Below are 22625 nucleotides of genomic sequence, written 5' to 3'. Positions count from 1 at the left end.
GCAGGGCGGCCGCTTCGCGACATTGTGCCACGGGTCGAATCCCGCCGATTGCGCAGTTGCGGCAAGAAACCCTGTTTGAAACAGGCGAATCTGCGCTAGATTGTGATCAAGCAGGAGGACTATTCATGCCTGAACTGATCCGGCTCTACATCAAGAACGTCATCATCGGCTTCTTCATTGCGCTCGCCTTTGTCGGGCTGCTTCTCTGGGCCAATGTCGGCAATCTGCGCCATCTGATCCTGACCTCGGATATCGGTTATATCGCGATGGCGCTGTTGATCGTGTTCAACACCATCGTTTTCTCCGGCGTGCAATTCGCGATCGCGATCATGCGCATGGCCGAGGATGAGGACGGCTCCGGCGGCGGCAAGCGCGACGGCATCCCGACCGATCTGGCGGCCGAGCGTCTGGCGATCCCGGTTCCGGTCGATCAGCCGACCAGCCGCAAGCAGATCCAGCTCAAACGCTGATCTTTCATCGCCTTTCACGCAAAAGCCCCGCCGGATCCGGCGGGGCTTTTTATTGACGGTAAGGTGACGGAAACCGCAGCAGACGTGTAGACGAGAATTCCCGGAGACCTGAATAAATCAGGTGGGCGCCAGATACCGAGGCCAGGACCCCGGCAGAGCCAGCTCCCTCAGGAATGGTATAGGCCACTGGAAAAGGGTCTTTCACGGAAAGAGCAGTAACCGTCGAGCCCACAGATAGGCGCGCGATCGCGCGCCGACAAGGGGGGGACGGCAAAGGCTCGCCACTGCGACACCTTGGCGCTTGGCGCACGGGGGCATCCCTTTACCGTGGAAGCCGGAATTTGCCGCGAACAGGGAGATTTTCATGAGCGATTTCAAACCTGCCGAACCGCGCGGCGCGCGGCCCGGTCTGGGCGCGGTGCTCGAGCGGCTCTGGCGCGTCGAGGTGCTGCGCTACGAGGTGCTTGCGGGCGCGCTCTTGCTGCCGGTGCTGGTGGCGGGCCATGCGCGGCTGGAGGACTACCTGGTCTATGTGCTGCTGGCGCTTGCGCTCTTTGCAGGGGAAAGTTTCCGGGTAATGGGCGCGGGGCTGTTGCGCCATGTCGCGCCCGAGGGCCTGGCCGAGGCCGCGACCCTGTTGCGCGGGGCCGATCTGGGCGTCGCCATCCTGCGCGCGGCGCTGACCGTTCTGGTGATCTCGGTTCTGGTCTTCTGAGTGGGGTGCCGCGCTATCTGGACTTTTGTTCACACTTCGTTCATGTTTGGCACATGGTCCAGGTTCCACTTTCCGATCTCCAGCCCGGTCAGGTGCTTGCCCGAGGCACCGCGCGCGCACTCAGCGCGCTCGGGCTCGATTGCATCGCCGAGATGCCGCTGCGTCCGCGCCTGCGCGCCGATCTGATGGCGATCGACCGCAAGGGTGAGATCTGGATCGTCGAGTGCAAGTCGAGCCGCGCCGATTTCACCTCGGACCGGAAATGGGATGGCTATCTTGATTGGTGTGACCGCTATTTCTGGGCGGTCGACCAGGATTTCCCGACCGACCTTCTGCCCGAGGGCACGGGGCTTTTCATCGCCGATGGCTACGGGGCCGAGATGATCCGCGAAGCGCCGCTGTCGAAACTTGCCCCCGCACGGCGCAAGGCGCTCACGCTCGATTTCGCCCGTGCCGCAGCGCGCAGGCTGCACCGGCTGTGCGACCCGGGGGCGCGGCAGATCGGGCTCTAGCGGATCAGCGCTTCTTGCCCTTCGAGCCCTTCATCATCTCGCGCGCGGCTTCGGCGGCGGCCTGAAGCTCTTCTGCGATCTCTTCGGCTTCTTCGGGATCGAAATCGAGCGGCAGTTCCACGCCGTCCCCTTCGATATAGATGCGCACCATCCCCAACGAGGTCGGGCCGATCTGGAGATTGGCGGCGATATCGCTTTCCTTGTCGATGCTCATCGGAAACTCCTGAGAGGTTGGCTGGAAAATGCACCTAACGCCCGCAGCGCCCGCAGGCAAGACTTGGTGCGAATTTCTCGTCATCGAGCCCTTGCAATCCCGCGCGCCTCGGTCTATTTCCCGCGCCAGTGCCGCCTTAGCTCAGTTGGTTAGAGCGCTGGATTGTGGATCCAGAGGTCCCCCGTTCAAGCCGGGGAGGCGGTACCATCCCCCCAGAAATGATTGAATGTGGCCTGTTCAGGATCGGAAGATCCGATCGGGTTTCCCGACGCTGGCAATCTCTGTTCAGCCAAGCGGACCGATCTGAGTCGCATCCGCAAGCCGAACGGAGCGACCGTCGTCGCGACGTCGCCGGTGCAGAGCTACAAGATCCCGGTTCTTCGTAAGGGTGCACTTCGACTGGATCTCCCTGAATTTCTTGCGTGCCCGAGGGGAATGCGCCCGTTGGAGGCGTTTGCCTAAATTCTGGCCGATAACCGTCTGAGGGGCAGTAAAATTACAATCGATAGTGCGGCTGGATACAACGCCACGCCTGTTTCGCGCTCCTACGATCCGATTGGTCCAAGTCAAACATAAACCTGGCCAAGGGAGCGTATAATGAAACTGTCTCAGAAACTTGCGGGATCTCTCCTGTTTCGAAGCCTGACCTGCGCAGGCATGTTGTGTGGTGCCGTGATGACGACCGGCTCACTTCTCATCGCCTTCGGTAGCGCTGCACATGCCGAAACGCCGGCAGCCTGTGCCGCCCTGCAAGAGAAGTACCCCGAACTGAAAGGGAAGACGCTGGTCAACGCGATCAACCCGCACACCCCGGGCTACGAGGCGCTCGATCCGAACGATCCGTCGAAATATGTCGGTTTCGATATCGATCTGGGGGAAGCGATCGGCGATTGCCTCGGCTTCTCGATGACCTACAAGCCAGTGACTTTCGCCGCACTGCTGACCACGCTGGAAGCCGGGCAGGCCGATATCGTGATCTCGGATATCTACGCCACGAAAGATCGCGCGAAAGCGGCCGATTTCATTACCTATCTGAAGGTCTATGACGGCGTGCTCGTGGCGAAGGACAACCCGAAGAACATCACCGGGATCAATACCTCGCTGTGTGGAACGACGGCTGCGGAAAACACCGGCTATGTCGAGGTGCCGCTGATCCAGGCGCTGGCCGAACAGTGCAAGGCCGAAGGCAAGCCCGCGCCCGAAATCCAGCTTTACGACAACAACGCCAACTGCATTCAGGCGATCCTGTCGGGGCGTGCCGACACCTACATCAATGACGTGAACACCGTCGATGGTGCGGTCAAGGCTTACCCGGACAAGCTGTCGAAAGCGACCGCTGTGACACTGCCCTATTCGGTGGGTATCGCCGTGCCGCGCGACAATCACGACTTCCGCGCCGCGATCATGGCCGCGCTGACCGAGATCCAGAAATCGGGTCTGCAGGAAACGCTGATGACGAAGTGGAACCTGCCCGCCGATCAGATGGAAGAGCCGAAACTGGTTCTGGCCGACTGAGGCGACACCTCGCGACATACGAATGACGGTGCCGGTCCCCCTGGGTGTCCGGCACCGCCTTCCCTCCCTATCAGAAGCGTCAGACGGCAATCATGGAACTGTTCTTAAAGTATCTCACGCAACCCTATCTGCTGACCGGGATCCTCTACACCGTGATGATCACGGTCGGGGGACTGTTTGGCGGCGCTCTGATGGGGATGGTTCTGGCGTGGATGCAGCTCAGCCGATATCGGGTGCTTGCGGTCTTCGCACGGATCTACGCGATTATCTTCCGTGGCACTCCGCTGATCCTGCAGATGGTGTTCGCCTATAACGCGCTGCCGCTGATCGGGATCAAGCTGAGTGCGCTCGAGGCCGCCGTTCTGGCGTTGAGCTTCAATGAAGCCCCCTTCATCGCCGAGATCATTCGCGCCAACATCCTTGGCGTCGATCGCGGACAGACCAGCGCGGGACAGGCGCTCGGGATGCGGCCGGGAACGATCATGCGCCGCATCGTCTCGCCACAGGCATTCCGGATGATGGTTCCCGCGCTTGGCAACGAGGCGGTGAGCGCGCTGAAGAATTCGTCCCTCGCATCGGTGATCTCGATGCAGGAACTCACATTGCGCAGCACCCAGCTCGCCTCTTCGACCTTCGATTTCTTTTCGATCTTCTTCGCTTCGGGGCTGATGTATCTCGTGTTGGCCGGGTTGATCGCGGTGCTCCAGATCATCATCGAGATTGCGCTCGATCTCGATCGGCCCAAACCGCAGGACAGGCTGCTTTCGCTGATGCCCTGGATCCGCCGCGAGATGCCGGTCGCGCAAACCGCATCGGCTGCCGCTGCCGAAGAGGGGCTAGAGGAATGCATGCCGGCGCGACTGCCGCCGCTTGATCGCGCGGCGCGGGCGCGGACCCTGGCAAAAGCCAAGACCGTGTTGAAGATCGAGGGGCTGGTGAAGTCCTACGACACGCGCAAGGTGCTCGACGGGGTCGATCTCGAAGTGCGCCAGGGTCAGGTCGTGGCGCTGCTCGGGCCGAGCGGATCGGGAAAATCGACGCTGTTGCGCTGCATCAACCGGCTCGAAGGCTGGGACAGCGGAACGATCAAGGTGCTCGGGCGCCATATCGGGGTGGATGGCAACGGATTTGCGCTGAGCCCGCGCGAAATCGCCGATGCGCGCGCCGAGGTCGGGATCGGCATGGTGTTTCAGAACTTCAACCTCTTCGGCCATCTGAGCGCGCGTGAGAATATCGCCGGACCCTTGCGCTGGGTGCAGGGCATGTCTGCCGCCGAGGCCGATCGGCGCGCGATGGAACTGCTTGAAAGGGTCGGGCTTACGCATCGCGCCGATGCTCTGCCGCGCCATCTCTCCGGGGGGCAGCAACAGCGTGTCGCGATCGCCCGGGCGCTGGCGCCGAACCCGAAGATGCTGCTGCTTGACGAGCCGACCTCGGCGCTCGACCCGGAGCTGGTGGCGGGCGTGCTGCAGGTGATCCGGCGCCTTGCCGAAGAGGATGGGCTGACCATGCTCATCTCGACCCACCAGATCGGATTTGCGCGTGATGTCGCGGACCGCGCGATCTTCCTCGATCAGGGTAGCATCATCGAGGATGGCCGCGCCGATCGCATGTTGACCCACCCGGAAAACCCCAGAACCGCCCGCTTCTTGCAGATTCTGTCCGACGATACGCCGTTATCGGCCTGACGCGGCCACCCACCGATTGCTTGACCAGGAGAAGATCATCCCATGCGCCACTTCACGTTACCGGTGTCCCCGAAAACCGTTCACTGGGGGTATTTCAGCAAGAGCGTCACTCCGGCTCTGACCCTCAAATCAGGGGACCGCGCCACGATCGAGACGCTCACCCATCACGCCAATGACGACTATGAGCGCATGGTCAAGGATGATCCCGGCGCCGAGGCCGTGTTCCGCTGGACCAAGGAAGAAAAGACGATCTCGCGTCGCGGCGCGGGCTCGATCGAGCCGCCGTTCACCTTCGGCGCGGGCGAGGGTCTGGGGGTTCACCTGATGACCGGTCCGGTCGCCATCGAGGGGGCGGAGCCCGGTGACATCCTGGAAGTGCGCGTGCTCGACATCCGGCCGCGGCCAAGCTGCTCGGCCTGTTATGCCGGGCGCTGTTTCGGGTCGAACGCGTCGGCGAACTGGGGCTTTCACTATCACGACCTGATCGAGGAGCCCAAACCGCGCGAGGTGATCACGATCTACGAACTCGACACCAGCGGCGAGCCCATCGCGAAGCCGGTCTACAACTATGTCTGGACGCCCCAGACCGATCCGGACGGGATCACCCATCCCACGATCGACTATCCGGGCGTGCGCGTGGACCACAACCTCGTGCAGCATCGCGAGAACATCATGCCCGGCGTGCGGATCCCCGCCCGGTTGCATTTCGGCACGATGGGGCTTGCGCCGTCCGAGGCGGAATTCGTCAGCACCATCCCGCCGAACTATACCGGCGGGAACATTGACGACTGGCGCATCGGCAAGGGGGTCCGGATGTATTACCCGGTCGCCGTGGAAGGCGCTTTCTTCTCGGTCGGCGATCCCCATGCCGCGCAGGGCGACAGCGAGCTGAGCGGGACCGCGATCGAGACCTCCCTGACGGGTGATTTCGAATTCATCCTTCACAAGAAGGACGATCTGGAAGGCACGATCCTCGAAGGTCTCGACCACCCGCTGATGGAAAACGACAACCAGTGGGCCGTCTATGGCTTCACCTTCCCGAACTATCTCCAGACGCTCGGGCTGGAGGGGCAGTCGACGGTTGCGCAGCATTCGAGTCTCGATCTCGCGATGCGCGATGCGTTCCGCAAGCTGCGCCGCTTCCTGATGACGACCCGCCATTTCAGCGAGGACGAAGCGGTCTCGCTTATGTCAGTTGCCGCAGATTTCGGCGTCACGCAGGTCGTTGATGCAAATTGGGGCGTTCACGGAACGATCCGCAAGGATCTCTTTTCCTGAGCAAGGGGCGAAACTGGTCACGTCATGGGCGGTTCACTAGCATCCGGCACCGGTAGTCCGCACCCCAATGCGCGGAAGGGAAGTGTTGAAAACATGCCGGTGAGCCGTTTCCAGAGCGAGTCCTATTCCAATGATCAGCGCGACTTGGCCTGGCGGGAATTTCTCGATGCGATCGGGCTGCTCGAGGTCTGGAGCCCCGAGATCCTTCCGGCGAGCCTTGGAAATTACCGCTCCGGGCTGGCGCATGGAAAGATGCCGGATCTGATGCTGGCGCGGCTCTCTGCAACGGGGCGTGAATTGTCGCCGATCGCCCGGCGAGGTGTCGCGCCGCTGATCGTGCTGCCTCTCGACGAGGCGATCGAGATCGTGCGTGGTGACGAAGGTATCGTCGTGCGTGGCCGAGAGCTGGGACTGGTGCCCACCGATCCCGGCTGGCACATCCGGTTCGGACGCAACAGCCGCACCGTCTGCCTGACGCTGCCCGAGGCGCTGTTGCTCGGGCGGCGCTCCACCAATACCGGTCTGGCGGCACCGCGGGTATTTCCCAATGAGAGTATCGTGAGCATCTTCGCCGCGGCGATCGAGGCGACCGCAGCCGAAATGGAACGGCTACATGGCGCCGATTGGGCGGCCGTCGCGCAGCAACTGACTGATCTGTTCTTCTGCCTTCCCAGAAAGGCGGGATCTGATGTCGCACAGCGTCTGGCCTTTTCAGGGCTGCTGGGACGTGTCGCGCAGACGATCGAATCCCATCTGGGCGACAATGATCTGAACGCGAAGACGGTCGCCCAGATGGAGGGGATCTCAGAGCGTTACATGCAGCGTCTGTTCAAGCGGAACGGCGAGACTTTCTCTCAGTATCTGCGTGAGCGTCGTCTGCAGCGCGCACGCGCGCTGCTTTCCAGCCCTGGCGAGCCCGATTTCTCGGTCGCCAATGTCGCCTATGATTGCGGTTTCGGCGATGCGGCCAATTTCAACCGCTTGTTCAAGCAGCGCTTCGGCCAGCCTCCGGGCGCCTTTCGCGCGAGCATTACCGAAGCCCGGCGCGAAAGCGCGGGCGGGGTGGAAAATCGCGGCTGGCCGATCTCGGCGCTCGGGCGGTTCCAGCCGCGGGCGACGCTGGCGCGTCCTGCCCGCCGGTTGCTGCCTGCCAAGCCGTCCAACAGCACCGCGCAGCCTGGTCAGACCCATCATCTGAACGTTGGCCCGGACACGGTTCATTGGGGATATTTCAGCCGCTCGCTCGCCCCTGTTCTGTCGGTTCGGCCCGGGGATCATGTGATCGTCGAGACCCTGACCCAGCACGCAACCGACGCGCGCGAGTTGATGATCAAGGGCGACCCGGCCGCTGAAGAGGTGTTCTTCTGGGATGGTGAGCGCAAGGGCGTCGATCGGCGTGGGGCAGGGCCGCAGGACGCCTCGGTCTTCGGGCGAGGGGCCGGGGAAGGCTTTGGCGTTCATATCTGTACCGGCCCGATCCATGTCGAAGGCGCGGAGCCCGGCGACGTGGTCGAGGTCCATATCGATGACATGACCCCACGCCCCAGCCGCGCGCCGGGATATGAGGGGCGGGTATTCGGAAGCACCGTCTCGGCCTGGTGGGGATACCATTATTCGGACCTGCTGACGGCCCCGAACCCGCGCGAGACCGTCACGATCTACGAAGTTCATCAGGACGATGACGGGTCGGGTCACGCTGAAATGCTTTATTCCTATCGCTGGAAGCCGCAAACCGACCCGTTCGGCGTGACGCATGCGACTTACGACTATCCCGGCATCCCGGTGAAGTCCGGCTCGGTCGAGTTCGAGCCCCCGCCGGATCCGCCTCTGCGTGTCCCGCTGAGACCGCATTTCGGGGTGATCGCGGTTGCCCCGCGCGAGGCCAATCTGATCGACTCCGTGCCCCCGGCCTATTTCGGCGGCAATATCGACAACTGGCGTCTGGGCAAGGGAACCTCGGTCTACCTTCCTGTCTCGGTGCGCGGCGCGTTGCTGTCGATTGGCGATCCCCATGCGGCGCAGGGTGACGGAGAACTGTCAGGCACCGCGATCGAATGTTCGATGACGGGGAGGGTCACAATCCGGCTGCACAAGCGCGGCACGCCGATCGCGGACATCACCTATCCGCTGATCGAGACGGCGGATGCCTGGGTCCTGACCGGTTTTTCCCATCCGGATTATCTCGCCGAATTCGGTTCCAAGGGGCAGAGTGAGGTTTATGCGAAATCCTCGCTCGACCTCGCGATGCGGGATGCCTTCCGCAAGGCGCGCCGTTTCCTGATGGCGCGTTTCGGTCTAACCGAGGATCAGGCGATCGCACATATCTCGGCGGCGGTCGATTTCGGTGTAACGCAGGTCGTGGATGGCAATCTCGGCGTTCATGCCATCATTCCGAAATCGCTCGTACCCGGTTGCAAGGAGTAGCGAAGAATGCAGTTCCACATGATTTCGAACGGGCCCAAACCCGTCGCCCCGTTCAGCCACGCAGTCGAGCATGACGGGATCGTCCATATAACCGGCCAGATGCCCGACAGCCCGGAGGCGCCGGGCGTTCTGCCCGAGGGGATCGAGGCGCAGACACGCAATGTGATGGCCAATCTCGAACTAGTCCTGTCCGGTCTCGGGCTTGGCTGGGGAGACGTGATGATGGCACGCGTCTACCTGACCGAGTTCAAGCGCGACTATGCTGCCATGAACGACCTTTATGCGAGCTACTTCCCCGCCGACCGCAGGCCGGCACGGACCTGTGTCGGGGTGACGGGACTCGCCTATGATGCTTTGATCGAGATCGATCTCGTCGCGCGCAGGCCCGGGAGCGGCGGAGCGCGCTGAGCGGATCTGTAACGGAATTGTCGGCGCCTCGACGGCGCCTGGAGCCTGAAGGAGGACAAAATGCCAGACGGAAATCAGCCCGCGACGCCGCTTCGCAGCATCGTTGTCGACGAGTACACCAATTCAGTCCTTGATCCGGCGGAGCCGATGCTGGGACCGCTCGCCGATGGCGGCACCATCATCGCCAATACCGCGCCGGGATGCTGGGGGCCGATGATCACGCCCCGGCTGCGCGGCGGTCACGAGGTGACCCGACCGGTCGCAGTCTCCGGTGCGCAGCCCGGCGACGCGCTGATCGTGCATATCCGCGATGTCACCGTGACCTCTCTGGCAACCGCTTCGGGGCATGACAGCTCGCCCGAGGGGTTCTGCCTCGGGGATCCCTACGTTGCGGCGCGCTGCCCGACCTGTGACGAGGTCTGGCCGGAAACCCATGTCGAGGGGATCGGGCAGAAGGCGGTGGTCTGCGACAAATGTGGAAACCCCGTTACTCCGTTCGAAATCGTGCATGGTTACACAGTGACCTTCGATCCGACCGGCGCGGTTGGTCTGACGCTGCCCAAGGAGGCCGCCGAGGCCATCGCGCATGATGCGCCCAGCTACGCATCGCTGCCAGACAAGTCGCGCCAACACTCGATCCTGACCTATGCGCCCTCGGACATGCCCGGGGTGATGATCCGGATGCGCCCCTTCATGGGGCAGCTCGGAACCTGCCCTTCGATCGCGATGCCGGACAGCCATAACGCGGGCGACTTCGGCGCCTTCCTCGAGAACGCTCCGCATGCCTATGGGCTCACGCATGAGCAGGTTATCGAGAACAAGACCGATGGCCACATGGATATCGACGCTGTCCGGGCCGGGGCTGTTCTGGTCTGCCCGGTGAAGGTGGCGGGCGGCGGTCTCTATATGGGCGACATGCATGCGGGGCAGGGCGACGGCGAGATCGCGGGCCACACGATGGATGTCGCCGGTTCTGTCACGCTGCAGGTCGCCGTCCTGAAGGACTGGCCGATCGACGGACCGGTCCTGTTCCCGCTGGTCGAGGACCTGCCGCCGCTTGCCAAGCCCTTCAGTGCCGCCGAGGTCGAGAAGGCGCGCAAACTGGCCAAGACCTTTGGCGTCACGAACATCGAGGCCACCGCCCCGATTTCGGTCATCGGAACGGCCGCGACGATGAACGCGGCGATCGATAACGGGCTCGAACGGGCGGCTGCGCTGTTGCAGATGAGCGTGGCCGAGGTGCGCAACCGCGCGACGGTCAATGGGGCGATCGAGATCGGTCGTGCGCCCGGGGTGATCCAGGTCACTTTCCTCGCGCCGCTGGAAAAGCTCGACGCCGTCGGGTTGGGCGCGATCGCGCGCGAGCAATACGGTCTCTGACCCGGAATGTGGGCAGGCGGTTTTGCCTGCCCACGACGACCTGCGCGCGCGGGGAGCCTCGGAGCGGTCTTCGCTATTCTGATGGCTGTCGTGCCAGCTTCGGCCATAGCGCGCATCGCTTTGTCTTTTCCACGGGGCCGTCGAAATATGGATTCCGGGGTGACTGATGCGGCAGAAAGAGATGGGGCGCTCTGCAAGGCTGCATTTTGTAACGCCTTGCACAGTCGAGATATCTTTCTGTCCGCAGCAAAGTCCCGTTGATTGTGAATCCACGGACGCCCTGTTCAGGCAGAAGAGACGGCACACCGCATTTCCTGCGGTCAGTCATACAGAAAAAGCGATGCCAAATGCGTTCTCTGTGATGAAATGCTGTAGCGCTCTGGACATTTTTCTGCGCGGATCGATCTTGCATCGAACATTCGCGCGGGGAGAGGAATGGCAGGCCTTCAAGATCACGACGTGCCGGAGGGCCTGATCTGCTATTTCTATCCTTCGAGACTTCCGCTATCGAGCGTTTCGCGAGAACGCAAAGATGCGAAGTTTGCTCATGTGAACAAGGGCTTTCAAGAAATCCCGGGCCATGCCGCGAGGGATGTTCCGCGAGATGTGGTGCGCGCCTCGCTCATGCCTTCTGGCGAGCCTGCGGCCTTTATCGGCGAGGGGCGCGAGGTGTTTGTCTTGACCCAGGGCCGCAACGACAGGAACAGCTTTGCGCATGGCGCAGAAGCCAAGCAGGAATGAGACGATGAGTGGTGAGGTTTTGCTGGCCGAGGATGAGGCCGTCGTCGCGCTTGATCTGCAATTCATGCTCGAGGACATGGGCGCGACGGTGCGTGGGCCTTGCGCGACGGTTCAGGCCGGGCTCGAACTCGTGGCCGAGCGACTGCCCGACATCGCGATCCTCGATGTGATGCTGGCCGATGGCGAGGTCTATGAACTCGCGGACAAGCTCCACGATGCGAAAGTGCCGATCCTGTTTCATTCGGGCCATGCCGACGCACACCATCTGACTGCGCGCTATCCCGGAGCCGCGATCTGTCCCAAGCCCGCGATGCCGTCCGAGATCGAAGCGAAGGTCTCGCATTTGCTTGCTCAGTCCGGCTGACCCCGCGCCGAATGCGCTTGTGCGAGCCGATCAAGAAAAGCGCGCGCGGCATGGCTGACATGGTGTTCTCGGTGGCGCAGCACGTAGAAGGGGCGCGGCGGCAAGGCGAGGGGCCAGCGATGCAGCGTCCCGATCCGCAGCGAGCGTGCAACCACATGCGCCGAGAGGATCGTCATCCCCGCGCCCGCCTCGACAGCGCTCAGCACCGCCTCGTTCGATGGCAAGACCAGCGGCGCGCGCATCTGCGCGACCGTCAGCCCGTGCGGGGCGAGCGCGGCCTCTGCGCTGGAGCGTGTGCCTGAACCTTCCTCGCGCAGGACCCAATCGGCGGCGCACAGGTCGGCCGGGTCGAGTCGGGCAGGCGTGGGCGAGGCGCTTACCAGCACCAGCTCATCCGCGCCGATCCTGCGCCGTTCCAGTTTCGGATCGTCGATTTCGCCTTCCACCAGTGCCAGGTCGAGCGCGCCCTCACGGATCTTTGCCGCCGCCTCCTGAGTGTTGCCGATTTCCAGCGTCACCGCGATGCCGGGACGTGCCTTGCGGAACGCCGCGATATGGGGCGGCAGCCAATAACCTGCGATGGTCTGGCTCGCGACCATGCGAATATGGCCGCGCTCGAGCCCGCGCGTCTCGGCCAGCATCGCCTCGGCCTCGGCGATCCGCGCCAGCACCGCGCGTGCCTCGGGCAGAAAAGCGCGCCCTTCTTCGGTCAGGACGATCCCGCGTCCGATCCGGTCGAAGAGCTTCACCCCGTGACGCCCCTCGAGCGCCGCGATCGCGGCCGAGGCGGTCGACTGGGTCATGTTCAGTTTATGGGCGGCATGGGTCACATGCTCCATCTCGGCCACGGTGACAAAGACGCGAAGCTGTTCTGGAGTCATCTTGGCCTCATTGATCGAATATAGCGATCATAATCATAAAAACATTTCGTTTGAAGAATGAATGTCCGGGCTCAATTACTCGAGACAAGAAATTGCTGCGATTGCGAAAGGATCCTGCCATGGCGCTTCAGATCTCCGTTCCCCAAGCCCTGCGCCGTCCCCATCAGCGACTTCGCGAAATCGCGCCGGGTCTGGTGCTGAGCATCGGTGTCGCCGCCCTTGCCGAGGTCGCCGCGCGCGCCGAGCAGGTGGCTTTTGGGGCGCAATGGCTCGAGCCGCTGGTGCTGGCGATCCTGATCGGGGCGATGGTGCGGACGTTCTGGAAGCCGCAATGGTTTTTTCTCTCGGGTATTTCCTTCTCGGCCAAGACGGTGCTCGAGATCGCTATCGTGTTGCTTGGGGCCTCGGTGAGCGCGCAGACGCTGCTGTCTGTCGGACCGGCGCTTCTGATCGGCATCGTCGCGGTGGTCGCGCTCGTGGTGCCGGGTGCGTATCTGCTGGGCCGTGCGCTCGGTCTGCCCGCGCGCATGGCATTGCTGATCGCCTGCGGCAACGGGATCTGCGGCAATTCCGCGATCGCCGCGGTCGCCCCCGTGATCGAAGCCGATAGCGACGATGTAAGCGCCTCCATCGCCTTCACCGCGGTGCTGGGCGTGGCGGTCGTGCTGCTTCTGCCGCTTCTGGGACACGCGCTTACGATGGGCTCGGTGCATTACGGTATCCTGTCGGGTCTGACCGTCTATGCCGTGCCGCAGGTTCTGGCCGCCGCTGCGCCGATGGGGCATGGCGCGATCCAGATCGGCACTCTGGTGAAGCTGGTGCGGGTCTTGATGCTCGGACCGATCACGGTGGTGCTGTCACTCGTGGCCTCGCGCCTGCCCGAAGAGGGGCGCAATCCGAATGTCTCGGGAAAGGTACGCAAGGGGCTGATGCCGCCACTCTTCATCCTGGGCTTTCTCGCGATGATCGCGGCGCGTTCGGCCGGGGTGATCCCGCATCTGGCGCTGGCACCGATGGGGCAGGGCGCTTCGATCCTGACGGTGATCGCGATGGCCGCGCTGGGGCTGGGCGTCGATGCGCGTGCCGTGGCCGCCGCCGGGCCGCGGGTGATTGCGACCGTGACGCTTTCGCTGGTGCTTCTGGTCGGGCTGGGGCTGGGGCTCGTGGCGCTGCTCGCGGGCTGATCGCGCCTTGCCGGCGAAAGGAAACAGCGGGGGGCTGCGAGTGTGCGCTCCCCGCTTCGCAATGCTCACCCATTGTCTTCTTCGCGCTGTTGCATGATGAGGGGCCGAACCAGATCCTCTGGATCGAGATGCCGACGCTCACCTGCACGCGGGACCGGCCGAGAAAAACGCTCTCCCGAATGTCGACCTCACCCCGATGCGAACCACTTCCGGCGGGTCTTTCTGACCAGCCTCGCCGGCGCGCCTCAAAGATCACGCACCCGCAGCGTCGTGTCCGGGGTCACGCCGGATTGGTCTTTTTCTTCTTTTTCTTGGGGCGAGGTTTCTCAGGCTTGCCGCCGCCACGCGCCGGATCGACATGGCTTGCCAATTCGCTCGGATCGAGCCGCGTGAGCGCCTGCATGAAGCCCGAGATCGCATCGAGCACTTCGCACAGAGCCGCTGCGCGCGGATCGGCGCTGCGGGCTTCGAGCGCGGAGAGCTGATCGCGCGCCGGGCCCATCACGCGGCGTTCACGCTCTGCGATCATCAGCCGCGCGAGTTCCCACGGATCGGTGGGGGCGACGAAGTAATCCTTGCGCGATCCGGGGGTGCGCGCGGCCTGAATGAGGCCCGCCTCGCGCAGTTCCTTCAGTGCGGTCGAGACATTGGAACGCGAGAGCGTGAGTTGGTCGACCAGATCGTCGGCCGAGGGGACCTGCGCCGCACGCCAGATCGCACCGAGACAGCGGCCAGCGGGGCGGGAAAACCCGAAGCGGGGGGCAAGCTCGGCGAAGGCTTCGGGCAGGTCGGTGTCGATCATTCTTGCATCCTTCGCCGTTCTCTCACGCGCCCGGGGCGCGCGCCTTGGCCAGCCCCGCGATCAACGCGGCCTCGCCGTCGCCCAAAGTGACCTGCGCGCCCTGCGCTTGCAAGGCACGGGCGCAAATTTCCGACCAGCCGGGTGCGGTGGGCGAGGAGAGCGCCAGCACGCTCTGGCCCAGCCACCACGGTCGGGCGGCCGCCAGTTCCGCGCCGAGCACCGCGCCGCAGGCGCGTTCCGAGGTTTTTCCGAGACTCAGGGGTGCGAGTTCGCGTGCCAGCCGCTCCGGACGCGAAAGCGTGTCGGCAAGGGCCGCGCCGAAGTCAGCGCCTGCCTCGAGCGGCGCACCCATCGCGGCGAGCAGCGCAGCCGAGGCCGCCCGCATCACGCTTACCACCTCCCCGGCCGAGACATGTGCCCAGAGCGCGCTTGCCCCGCAGATCCAGATCACCCCGTCGAATTGCGGCACTCCTGCGAGCACGCCCGCGATCCGCGCAGCCTCGGCGGGCTGCACTTCGGTCTGGTCATTGGTCTGGATCAACCCCGGCAGGGCGGGCAGGGAAGCGCCGCCGATCTCGGCGCGCGGCCAGGCGGCCTCAGGCAGCGGCGTGCAGGGCAGGGGACGGGGGGGCAGCCCCACCGATGGGGCGGCCAGAGTCGCCGCGACCCCTTCGGTCAGCAGCGGGCGGGGCGAGGGCCCCGAGCGGCGGTCCTTGACCTGTCCGCCCGTTGCCACGTCGAGCGCCCGCCAGCGCCCGTTTTCTTCCGTCAATGCGATCCAATCCGCCATGCGGATCAGATCGCACGGGCAGGCGCGAGGATCAACTCCCCGAGAGGCAGCTGGTCAGTTTCTGTGCCATCGAACGCATCAGCGTTTCGTAAAGCTCGGGGCCGTACTCAAGGGAGCTGCCCGAGGGGTCGAGCGCTTCGCCCAGCTTCACCGGCGTATCCTGCACCAGCTGCGAGACCATCTTCGGATCGTGCTGCGCCTCGGGGAAGATGCACAGCGCGCCGGACTCGGTCGCGGTCTTGCGCAGCTCGGTGAGATGGGCGGCACCCGGGGTGGCCGCATCGCCCAGCGACAGCGCGCCCGCGACCGTCAGGCCGTAGTGATCCGCGAAATAGCCATAGGCGTCATGGAAGACGAGGAAAGGCTTCTCGGCAACAGGGGTCAGCTCGGCGCGGATCTCGGCGTCCATCGCCTCGATGCGCGCTTTCGCGGCATCGGCATTGGCGCGATAGGTCGCCGCGTTCTCGGGATCGGCGGAACCGAGTTGCGTGGCGATCGTGTCGAGCCAGGCTTCGGCATTGGCCGGGTCGAGCCAGGCATGCGGGTCGGTGCCGTCATGCATGTGACCCGCGTCGGCTTCGCCCTCATGGGCGTCTGCGGCCTCCTCGTGCGCGTCATGTTCGTCATGAGCATGATCGTGCGGGTCGTTTTCCCCGAACTGGCGACGATAGGTGCCGGGGCTCTCGAGCAACTCCACCGTCTCGCCTTTCACCTCGATCCCCTCGATCGCGCGCTCGAGCCAAGGTTCGAGTTCGGGCCCGATCCAGAACACCAGATTGGCGTTTTGCAGATCGCGCGCCTGACTGGGGCGGAGCTGGAAGTCATGCGGGTCCGAGCCCTGCGACAACAGGATACCGGGCTGGCCCAGATCGCCCATCACCTGGGCGACGAGCGACTGTACCGGGGGGATATCGGTCAACACATCGGGCACGGCGGCCTGCGCCAGCCCCGGAACGGCAGTCAGGGCGGCGAGAAACAGCGGAAGGCGCGAAGTCATTTGGGGTCTCCTGAAAACTTGATCTCGGCTGCGGAAGATGTATGTTATAAAATCACACGTCAAGCAGAAATGTGATAAGGTAACATATCCGTGGCCAGCCCGACCCCTCCTGCCAATGCCTTCACCCAGCACGATCACGCCCATTGTGCCGATACGACCCTTCACAAGGCCGAGGCGGTTGCGGCCGAGAAAGGCGTGCGTCTGACCCCGGTGCGCAAGCGCGCGCTCGAGATCCTGCTCGAGGAGCATCGTGCGATGGGGGCCTATGAGGTGCTTGACCGGCTCGCGGCGGACGGGTTCGGCAACCAGCCGCCCGTGGCCTATCGCGCGCTGGAATTCCTTGTGGATAACGGCTTGGCCCATCGCGTGCGCAGGCTCAACGCTTTCGCCGCCTGCATGCGCCCGGGCGAGGAACATGCGCCGGTCTTCCTGATCTGTCGCGAATGCGGCGAGGTGGCCGAGGCCGGGGCCGACGAGGTGCGCCAGGCTCTTCTGGGGGCGGCGGACCGGTTGGGCTTCCATGTCGAACGTGCGACCGTCGAGGCGTTGGGCCTATGTCCGAAATGCTATCAAGAGGCCGCGCAATGAGCGAGCTGATCACGGCGCAAGGGCTGAGCGTGCGCCATGGCGATACCGAGGTTCTCCACGGCATCGACTTCACCATTTCGCCGGGCGAGATCGTGACCGTCGTCGGGCCGAACGGATCGGGCAAGTCGACGCTGGTACGTGCGCTGATCGGGCTGGAGCCTGCCGCGCGCGGGGAGGTGACGCGCAAGCCGGGGCTGAAGATCGGTTATGTACCTCAGAAGCTTCATATCGATGCGAGCCTGCCGATGACGGTGCGCCGCTTTCTGTCGCTGCCCAAACGCGTCTCGGACGCGGGCGCCGAGGCCGCGCTCGAGCGGACCGGCGTGCCGCATCTGGGCGCACGCCAGATCGCGCGGCTTTCGGGCGGGCAGTTCCAGCGCGTGTTGCTGGCGCGTGCGCTGCTGACCGAGCCCGATATCCTGATCCTCGACGAGCCGACGCAGGGGCTCGATCAGCCCGGAACGGCCGGGTTCTACAAACTGATCGAAGAGGTGCGCGCCGAGACCGGGGCGGCCGTTCTGATGGTCAGCCACGATCTGCATGTGGTGATGTCGGCCTCGGACCGGGTGATTTGCCTCAACGGCCATGTCTGCTGTCAGGGCACGCCGAAAGTCGTCGCGGAAGCGCCGGAATATCGCGCGCTGTTCGGGATGGGCACGCAAGGGGCCTTCGCGCTTTATCAACACGATCATGACCATGGCGACGAACATACCGATCACGCCACCTGCACCCACGAGCACGCCCATGTTTGACGATTTTCTCACACGCGCGGCGCTGGCCGGAATCGGGCTGACCTTTGCGACCGGGCCGCTCGGCTCCTTCGTGGTCTGGCGGCGCATGGCCTATTTCGGCGATGCCACGGCCCATGCCGCGATCCTGGGCGTGGCGCTGAGCTTCGCCTTCGGCGCTTCGGTCTATCTCGGCACGCTGGGCGTTGCGCTGGCGATGGCGGTCACCGTGGCACGGCTTTCGGGGCGCGGGCATGCGATGGATACCGTGCTGGGGGTTCTGGCCCATTCGGCGCTGGCCTTCGGCCTTGTCGCCGCCTCCTTCCAGAGCGGTTTGCGCGTGGACCTGACGGCCTGGCTCTTTGGCGATATCCTTGCCGTGTCGAAAGCCGATCTCGCGGTAGTCTGGGCTGGTTCGGCGGTGGTGCTGGCGATGCTGGCCTGGCGCTGGCAGGCGCTCTTGACCGCCACGATCAATGACGAACTGGCGATGGCCTCGGGCCTTGATCCCCGGCGCGAGCAGATGGTGCTGACGATCGCGCTGGCGCTGACTGTGGCGGTGGCAATCAAGATCGTGGGGGCGCTGTTGATCGCGGCGCTGTTGATCATCCCGGCCGCCGCCGCGCGCCAACCCGTGCGCAGCCCCGAGGCGATGGCCGCGGGCGCGACGGGGGTGGGGGTCGTCTCGGTGCTGCTCGGGCTCTGGGGTTCGTTGCAATTCGACACGCCCGCCGGACCTTCGATCGTGGCGGCCGCCACCTTCCTCTTCGTGCTGAGCCTGCCGCTGCGTCGTCGCGGCTAAGGTGCGACGCCCCATTGCCTTTCGGCGTGCGAGCGGCTGGAATGCCGGCCGGAGGACCGACATGGATCAAAGCACGCAGGCCAACGCCGAACAGGCATTCGCTCATCTCGCGGCGGGCAATCAGCGGCGCCGGGTGAGTTTCGGCTTTGCCGAGCGCCGCGCCGCCCTGCGCGCGCTGTCCGAGACGATCACGGCCCGAGAGGCCGAGATCATCGAGGCTCTGAGCGCCGATTTCGCCAAGCCCGAGGCCGAGATCCGCCTGACCGAGATCCTGCCCGTGCAATCGGAAATCAGCCACACCCTGCGCCATCTCAAGCGCTGGATGCGGGTGCGTCGGGTCTTCCCGACACGTGCGATGCTTGGCACGAAGGCCCGCATCATTCCCGAGTCGAAGGGCACGGCACTCATCATCGCGCCGTGGAACTACCCTGTGGGGCTGTCGCTCGGCCCGCTCGTTTCGGCACTCGCTGCGGGATGCGCGGTGGTGCTCAAGCCCTCCGAGCTGGCGCCCGCGAGCGCCGCCGTGATCGCGGATATCGTCGGGGAGGCACTGCCCGAAGATCTCGTGCGCGTCGTGCAGGGCGGGGTCGAGGTCAGCACGCAGCTACTCGAGCAGCCCTTCGATCATATCTTCTTCACCGGCTCGCCGCGCGTGGGCAAGATCGTGATGGCGGCGGCGGCGAAGCATCTCGCCTCGGTCACGCTGGAGCTGGGTGGCAAGTCGCCCGTCATCGTCGGCCCCGGCGCGGATCTGAAAAAGGCCGCGAAGATGATCGCCTGGGGCAAGTTCGCCAATGCGGGTCAAACCTGCATCGCGCCCGATCACGTCTTTGTCGCGAAACAGATCGAGGCGCCGTTCCTGGCCGAGTTGAAGGCCGCCATCGCGAAGATGTATGGCAAGACCGAAGAGGCGCAGCATGCCTCGCGCGATCTGGCCCGGATCATCAATCCCGATCATTTCGCACGGCTGACGGAGATGATTGCCGAGGCCGAGGCGGAGGGCGCGCGGCCGCTGACGGGCGGGGCATCGAAGCCTGAGAGCCGCTATATCGCGCCCACCGTGATGATGGGCACCGACCCGTCGATGAAGCTTGAACAGGAAGAGATCTTCGGCCCTGTCCTGCCGGTGATCCCCTTCACCGACCCCGACGAGGTGCTTGCCCGCATCGAGGCCGGGCCGAAACCGCTGGCGCTTTACATCTTCGAGCGCGACCGCTCCCTGATCGAGCGGCTGCGCCGCGCCAGCACCTCGGGTGCGGTGGGAATCAATATCGCGCTGGCCCATTACCTGCACCCGAACCTGCCCTTTGGGGGGATCGGCAATTCGGGGCTGGGCGCCGCGCACGGACATTACGGTTTTCTCGCCTTCAGCCATGAGAGAGCCGTTCTCGAGAACCGCTTCGCGCCGCTTGGCATGCTGATGCCGCCCTACCGTGGCGCGCGGATCGCGAAACTCGCGCAGAAATTCCTGCGCTGAGCCCGCTCACGGCGTCGTCACGCCCAATCGCATGGTGCCACAAGCCCGTGTGATCGCTCCGCTTCATTTGTTCCTGCCCTAACTGATCCCCATCAACGATTTCACAACAGGGGATTTCAAAATGGCTGCAATCGATACCGCCGCACCCCCCGGCAAGCTCCGGCGCGATGCCGGGGTGGTCGGGTTGCTCTTTGCCTCGACGACTTCGATGATCGGCTCGGGCTGGTTGTTCGGTGCCTATCACGCCTCGAAGATCGCGGGCCCGCTCTCGGTCTGGTCCTGGGTGATCGGCGCTGTGATCATCATGCTGATCGCTTTGTGTTTTGCCGAGCTGTCCACGATGTTCTCCAAATCCGGCGCGCTCGTCCACATGAGCCACGCGAGCCACGGCGAAACGCTGGGCCGACTCTGGGGCTGGATGCTGTTTCTCAGCTACGCGCCCGTTCCGGCTGTCGAGGCCGAGGGGATCGTGACCTATGCCAACAATTACCTGCCCTATTTCATCAAGGGCGATGGCTCGGGCACTCTGACGCTGATGGGGTTCATCGCCTCGGCGGTGCTATTGAGTGTGCTTGCAGTGTTGAACCTGCTGGCGATCAAGGCGCTTCTGAAGGTCAACAACACGGTGACGTGGTGGAAGATCGCGGTGCCACTGGTGACCGTGGTCGGTCTGATCGCGGCCTCGACCCATTGGGGAGTCTGGCATGCCGCTCCGGGCACTTACAGCTCGCAAGGCATGTTCACCGCCATCCCGGCGGCGGGGATCGTTTTCTCCTTCCTCGGATTCCGCACGGCGATCGACCTTGGTGGCGAGAGCGCCAATCCGGGTCGCAACATCCCGATGGCGGTGATCGGCTCGGTCGTTCTGGCGGCCTTCGTCTATATCCTGCTGCAGGTGGCTTTCATCATGGCGCTGTCGCCCGAGAACCTGAAGAACGGCTGGACGGCGCTGAGCTTCGCGGGATCTGCCGGTCCCTTCGCGGGTCTCGCGGCGACGCTCGGTATGGGGTGGCTGGCGCTTCTGCTCTACGTCGACGCCTATATCTCGCCCGGCGGCACCGGCCTGATCTACGTCACTGGCGGCTCGCGGATCCTCTATGCGGTGGGTGACACCGACAGCGGTCCGCAATCGCTGACCCACACGACGAAATCCGGCGTTCCGTGGCTGGCGGTCGCCGTGATGTGGGCGGTGGGCGTGTTCTTCCTGCTTCCGTTTCCGGCCTGGCAATTGCTGGTGGGCTATATCAGCTCGGTCACGGTCCTGACCTATGGGCTTGGCCCGATCGTGCTGATGGTTCTGCGCCGCTCACAACCCGATGCGCCCCGTGCCTTCAAGCTCGCTGGCGCAGAGATCCTCGCGCCTCTGGCCTTCATCGCCTCGAACCTCGTGATCTACTGGACGGGTTTCTACACCGACTCGATCCTGTTCGGGATGCTGCTGGGAGGGTTCGCGATCTACGCTCTGGTCTTCCACCTCGTGCAGAAGAAACCCGCCTCCGCGTTCGGCTGGAACAATATCGGCTGGCTGGCGCTGTGGTTCGGTGGGCTCTGGGTGATCACCGCGCTCGGCACGAGCAAACATGCGCTGGGCATGCTGGGCTTCTGGGACGGTATGGCCGCGGTCGCGATCTGGTCGCTCGTGGTGATCTGGTTCGCATTGAACGCAGCCCTTCCCGCCGAGGAAACCGGTGCCCTGATGGAGCGCATCCAGCACGGCAACTGAGGCGAAAGGAAAAACGAAACGCGCGGGGCTTGCGGGCCTCGCGCATTCTATTTCATGGCGGATTTCTTCACTTTCCAGCGTCGGTGAATCCAGAGCCACTGCTCCATATGCTTGAGGATCATCTCCTCGAGCCCGTCATTGAGCTCCTGTGTCATCGTCTCGGCGTCGCTATGGGGTACGGGTTTGTCCGCATAGATCCTGAAGCTCAGCCCGTCGGGCTGGCGGATTGCGTAGATCGGCACCAGATCGGCCTTCATCTTCAGCGCCATTTCGGCGGCGGATAGCGGGGTGAAGGCGGGCAGGCCGAAAAAGCTCAGTTCGGCCCCCTTGTTGAAATGCTGATCGAAACCGAAGGCCACCATCCCGCCATCGCGCAGGAATTTCATCATGTCGCCCAAACCGCGGCGCGAGCGTGCGAAGAGCGGTTGCGCGATGGCCGAGATGGTCGAGACATATTGCTCGTTGAAGATCGGGTTGTTCATCGGGCGGTAGATGGCGCCGACCCGGTAGCCATGCCCGACCAGTGCCGCGCGCCAGGCGTCGTAATTGCCGAAATGGCCCGCGGCGAGCACGACGGGGCGGTGTTCGACATGCGCGCGTTCCAGAGCCTCGGCGCCCGGCCCCTCGATCGGCAGATCGCGCACGCGGGCCACGAATTCCTCGCCCGAATAGATCTCGGCCAGCATCCGGCCCAGACTGTCGGGAACCGCACGTTGCAGCTGGCGGACTTCCTCGAAACTCAGATGCGGGCAGGCGATTGCGAGGTTGTCGCGGATCTTTCGGGTGAAGCCGAGAAAGGGCGCCAGACGCGCGACGAGCTTGCCCGCCGCGGGGATGCGCTTCTCGTAGGGCATACGCTGGACGATCCGCATCACCGCCACGAAGAGGGCGTTCGAGACACGGTCGGACAGGGTTGCGCTGCGGTTCTTCATCACTCGGAACGG

Annotated in this window: 23 protein-coding genes, 1 tRNA gene and 1 other RNA gene; 18 read left to right on the top strand and 7 right to left on the bottom strand. The window is 64.2% G+C overall.

The features are described from left to right. Positions 1-125: 125 nt before the first annotated feature. Complete coding sequence (locus BMG00_RS03380) at positions 126-470, top strand: hypothetical protein (protein WP_078573383.1); 345 nt, start codon at positions 126-128, stop codon at positions 468-470. A gap of 66 nt (positions 471-536) precedes the next feature. Here BMG00_RS03380 and ssrS read toward each other — a convergent pair. Beyond that, positions 537-692, bottom strand: a non-coding RNA gene (gene ssrS, locus BMG00_RS17930) — 6S RNA. Positions 693-834: 142 nt separating this feature from the next. Here ssrS and BMG00_RS03375 point away from each other — a divergent pair. Together BMG00_RS03375 and BMG00_RS03370 are read left to right on the top strand one after the other, a co-directional pair. Continuing rightward, the gene (locus tag BMG00_RS03375) at positions 835-1185 is read left to right on the top strand and encodes a hypothetical protein (RefSeq protein ID WP_078573382.1); all 351 of its coding nucleotides are present in this window, start codon (positions 835-837) and stop codon (positions 1183-1185) included. A gap of 53 nt (positions 1186-1238) precedes the next feature. Continuing rightward, positions 1239-1697, top strand: coding sequence for an MmcB family DNA repair protein (locus tag BMG00_RS03370; protein WP_078573381.1), 459 nt, complete (start codon positions 1239-1241; stop codon positions 1695-1697). 4 nt (positions 1698-1701) lie between these two features. Here the strand turns inward: BMG00_RS03370 and BMG00_RS03365 are convergent, their stop codons facing one another. Then, the gene (locus BMG00_RS03365; RefSeq protein WP_078528728.1) at positions 1702-1911 is read right to left on the bottom strand and encodes a DUF6324 family protein; all 210 of its coding nucleotides are present in this window, start codon (positions 1909-1911) and stop codon (positions 1702-1704) included. Between the two features lie 130 nt (positions 1912-2041). Here BMG00_RS03365 and BMG00_RS03360 point away from each other — a divergent pair. From BMG00_RS03360 to BMG00_RS03320, 9 genes are all read left to right on the top strand, one after another. Then, positions 2042-2118 (top strand) — tRNA-His (locus BMG00_RS03360). A gap of 390 nt (positions 2119-2508) precedes the next feature. Then, the gene (locus tag BMG00_RS03355) at positions 2509-3426 is read left to right on the top strand and encodes an ABC transporter substrate-binding protein (protein WP_078528725.1); all 918 of its coding nucleotides are present in this window, start codon (positions 2509-2511) and stop codon (positions 3424-3426) included. Positions 3427-3518: 92 nt separating this feature from the next. Continuing rightward, positions 3519-5114, top strand: a complete 1596-nt coding sequence (locus BMG00_RS17860; RefSeq protein WP_078574236.1) for an amino acid ABC transporter permease/ATP-binding protein — start codon at positions 3519-3521, stop codon at positions 5112-5114. Between the two features lie 42 nt (positions 5115-5156). Then, positions 5157-6392 carry an acetamidase/formamidase family protein gene (locus BMG00_RS03345; RefSeq protein ID WP_078528719.1) on the top strand — a complete coding sequence of 412 codons (1236 nt, stop codon included), beginning with the start codon at positions 5157-5159 and terminating at the stop codon, positions 6390-6392. A gap of 93 nt (positions 6393-6485) precedes the next feature. Then, a complete protein-coding gene (locus BMG00_RS03340) occupies positions 6486-8816 on the top strand; it encodes an acetamidase/formamidase family protein (RefSeq protein WP_078573380.1) in 2331 nt (776 codons plus the stop codon). A gap of 6 nt (positions 8817-8822) precedes the next feature. Beyond that, a complete protein-coding gene (locus BMG00_RS03335) occupies positions 8823-9224 on the top strand; it encodes a RidA family protein (protein WP_078573379.1) in 402 nt (133 codons plus the stop codon). A gap of 60 nt (positions 9225-9284) precedes the next feature. After that, positions 9285-10604, top strand: a complete 1320-nt coding sequence (locus tag BMG00_RS03330) for an acetamidase/formamidase family protein (protein ID WP_078528710.1) — start codon at positions 9285-9287, stop codon at positions 10602-10604. 435 nt (positions 10605-11039) lie between these two features. Next, positions 11040-11345 (top strand): hypothetical protein, encoded by a 306-nt coding sequence (locus BMG00_RS03325; protein WP_078528707.1) that lies wholly within the window; start codon positions 11040-11042, stop codon positions 11343-11345. A gap of 4 nt (positions 11346-11349) precedes the next feature. After that, a complete protein-coding gene (locus tag BMG00_RS03320; protein ID WP_078528704.1) occupies positions 11350-11709 on the top strand; it encodes a response regulator in 360 nt (119 codons plus the stop codon). Here the strand turns inward: BMG00_RS03320 and BMG00_RS03315 are convergent. After that, entirely contained in the window at positions 11697-12590 is an 894-nt protein-coding gene (locus BMG00_RS03315) for a LysR family transcriptional regulator (RefSeq protein WP_078528701.1), read from the bottom strand. The two genes, BMG00_RS03320 and BMG00_RS03315, sit on opposite strands and share 13 nt — an antisense overlap. 119 nt (positions 12591-12709) lie before the next feature. Between BMG00_RS03315 and BMG00_RS03310 the strand changes: the two genes are divergently transcribed. Beyond that, positions 12710-13774, top strand: a complete 1065-nt coding sequence (locus tag BMG00_RS03310) for a YeiH family protein (protein WP_078573378.1) — start codon at positions 12710-12712, stop codon at positions 13772-13774. Positions 13775-14054: 280 nt separating this feature from the next. Here the strand turns inward: BMG00_RS03310 and BMG00_RS03305 are convergent, their stop codons facing one another. Genes BMG00_RS03305 through BMG00_RS03295 form a run of 3 tightly spaced genes read right to left on the bottom strand, consistent with a single transcriptional unit; the run spans position 14055 to position 16363 of the window. Further along, positions 14055-14576, bottom strand: a complete 522-nt coding sequence (locus BMG00_RS03305; protein WP_078573377.1) for a GbsR/MarR family transcriptional regulator — start codon at positions 14574-14576, stop codon at positions 14055-14057. 22 nt (positions 14577-14598) lie between these two features. Then, positions 14599-15366: a 2-dehydro-3-deoxygalactonokinase gene (locus tag BMG00_RS03300; protein ID WP_078573376.1), complete on the bottom strand. Its 768-nt coding sequence runs from the start codon at positions 15364-15366 to the stop codon at positions 14599-14601. Between the two features lie 31 nt (positions 15367-15397). Further along, positions 15398-16363, bottom strand: a complete 966-nt coding sequence (locus BMG00_RS03295; RefSeq protein WP_078573375.1) for a zinc ABC transporter substrate-binding protein — start codon at positions 16361-16363, stop codon at positions 15398-15400. A 90-nt stretch (positions 16364-16453) separates the two neighbouring features. On the opposite strand from BMG00_RS03295, the gene BMG00_RS03290 reads away from it, so the two are divergent. The 5 genes from BMG00_RS03290 to BMG00_RS03270 all read left to right on the top strand — a co-directional run bounded on the left by BMG00_RS03290 (position 16454) and on the right by BMG00_RS03270 (position 21681). Further along, positions 16454-16951, top strand: coding sequence for a Fur family transcriptional regulator (locus BMG00_RS03290; RefSeq protein WP_093469891.1), 498 nt, complete (start codon positions 16454-16456; stop codon positions 16949-16951). Next, on the top strand, positions 16948-17703 hold the full coding sequence (locus tag BMG00_RS03285; RefSeq protein ID WP_078528686.1) for a metal ABC transporter ATP-binding protein: 756 nt from the start codon (positions 16948-16950) through the stop codon (positions 17701-17703). Before BMG00_RS03290 ends, BMG00_RS03285 begins: the two co-directional genes overlap by 4 nt. Then, complete coding sequence (locus tag BMG00_RS03280) at positions 17696-18481, top strand: metal ABC transporter permease (RefSeq protein WP_078528685.1); 786 nt, start codon at positions 17696-17698, stop codon at positions 18479-18481. Before BMG00_RS03285 ends, BMG00_RS03280 begins: the two co-directional genes overlap by 8 nt. 61 nt (positions 18482-18542) lie before the next feature. Then, on the top strand, positions 18543-19958 hold the full coding sequence (locus BMG00_RS03275) for an aldehyde dehydrogenase family protein (RefSeq protein WP_078573374.1): 1416 nt from the start codon (positions 18543-18545) through the stop codon (positions 19956-19958). Positions 19959-20079: 121 nt separating this feature from the next. Further along, a complete protein-coding gene (locus BMG00_RS03270) occupies positions 20080-21681 on the top strand; it encodes an APC family permease (RefSeq protein ID WP_078573373.1) in 1602 nt (533 codons plus the stop codon). Between the two features lie 47 nt (positions 21682-21728). On the opposite strand, the gene BMG00_RS03265 is transcribed toward BMG00_RS03270, so the two are convergent. Continuing rightward, the gene (locus BMG00_RS03265; RefSeq protein WP_078528678.1) at positions 21729-22613 is read right to left on the bottom strand and encodes a lysophospholipid acyltransferase family protein; all 885 of its coding nucleotides are present in this window, start codon (positions 22611-22613) and stop codon (positions 21729-21731) included. Positions 22614-22625 lie beyond the last annotated feature (12 nt).

This window comes from Thioclava marina (assembly GCF_002020135.1).
GTDB classification, from domain to species: domain Bacteria; phylum Pseudomonadota; class Alphaproteobacteria; order Rhodobacterales; family Rhodobacteraceae; genus Thioclava; species Thioclava marina.
The sequence above is the reverse complement of the archived record's forward strand: the minus strand, read 5'-3'. Positions and strand labels throughout refer to the sequence as shown.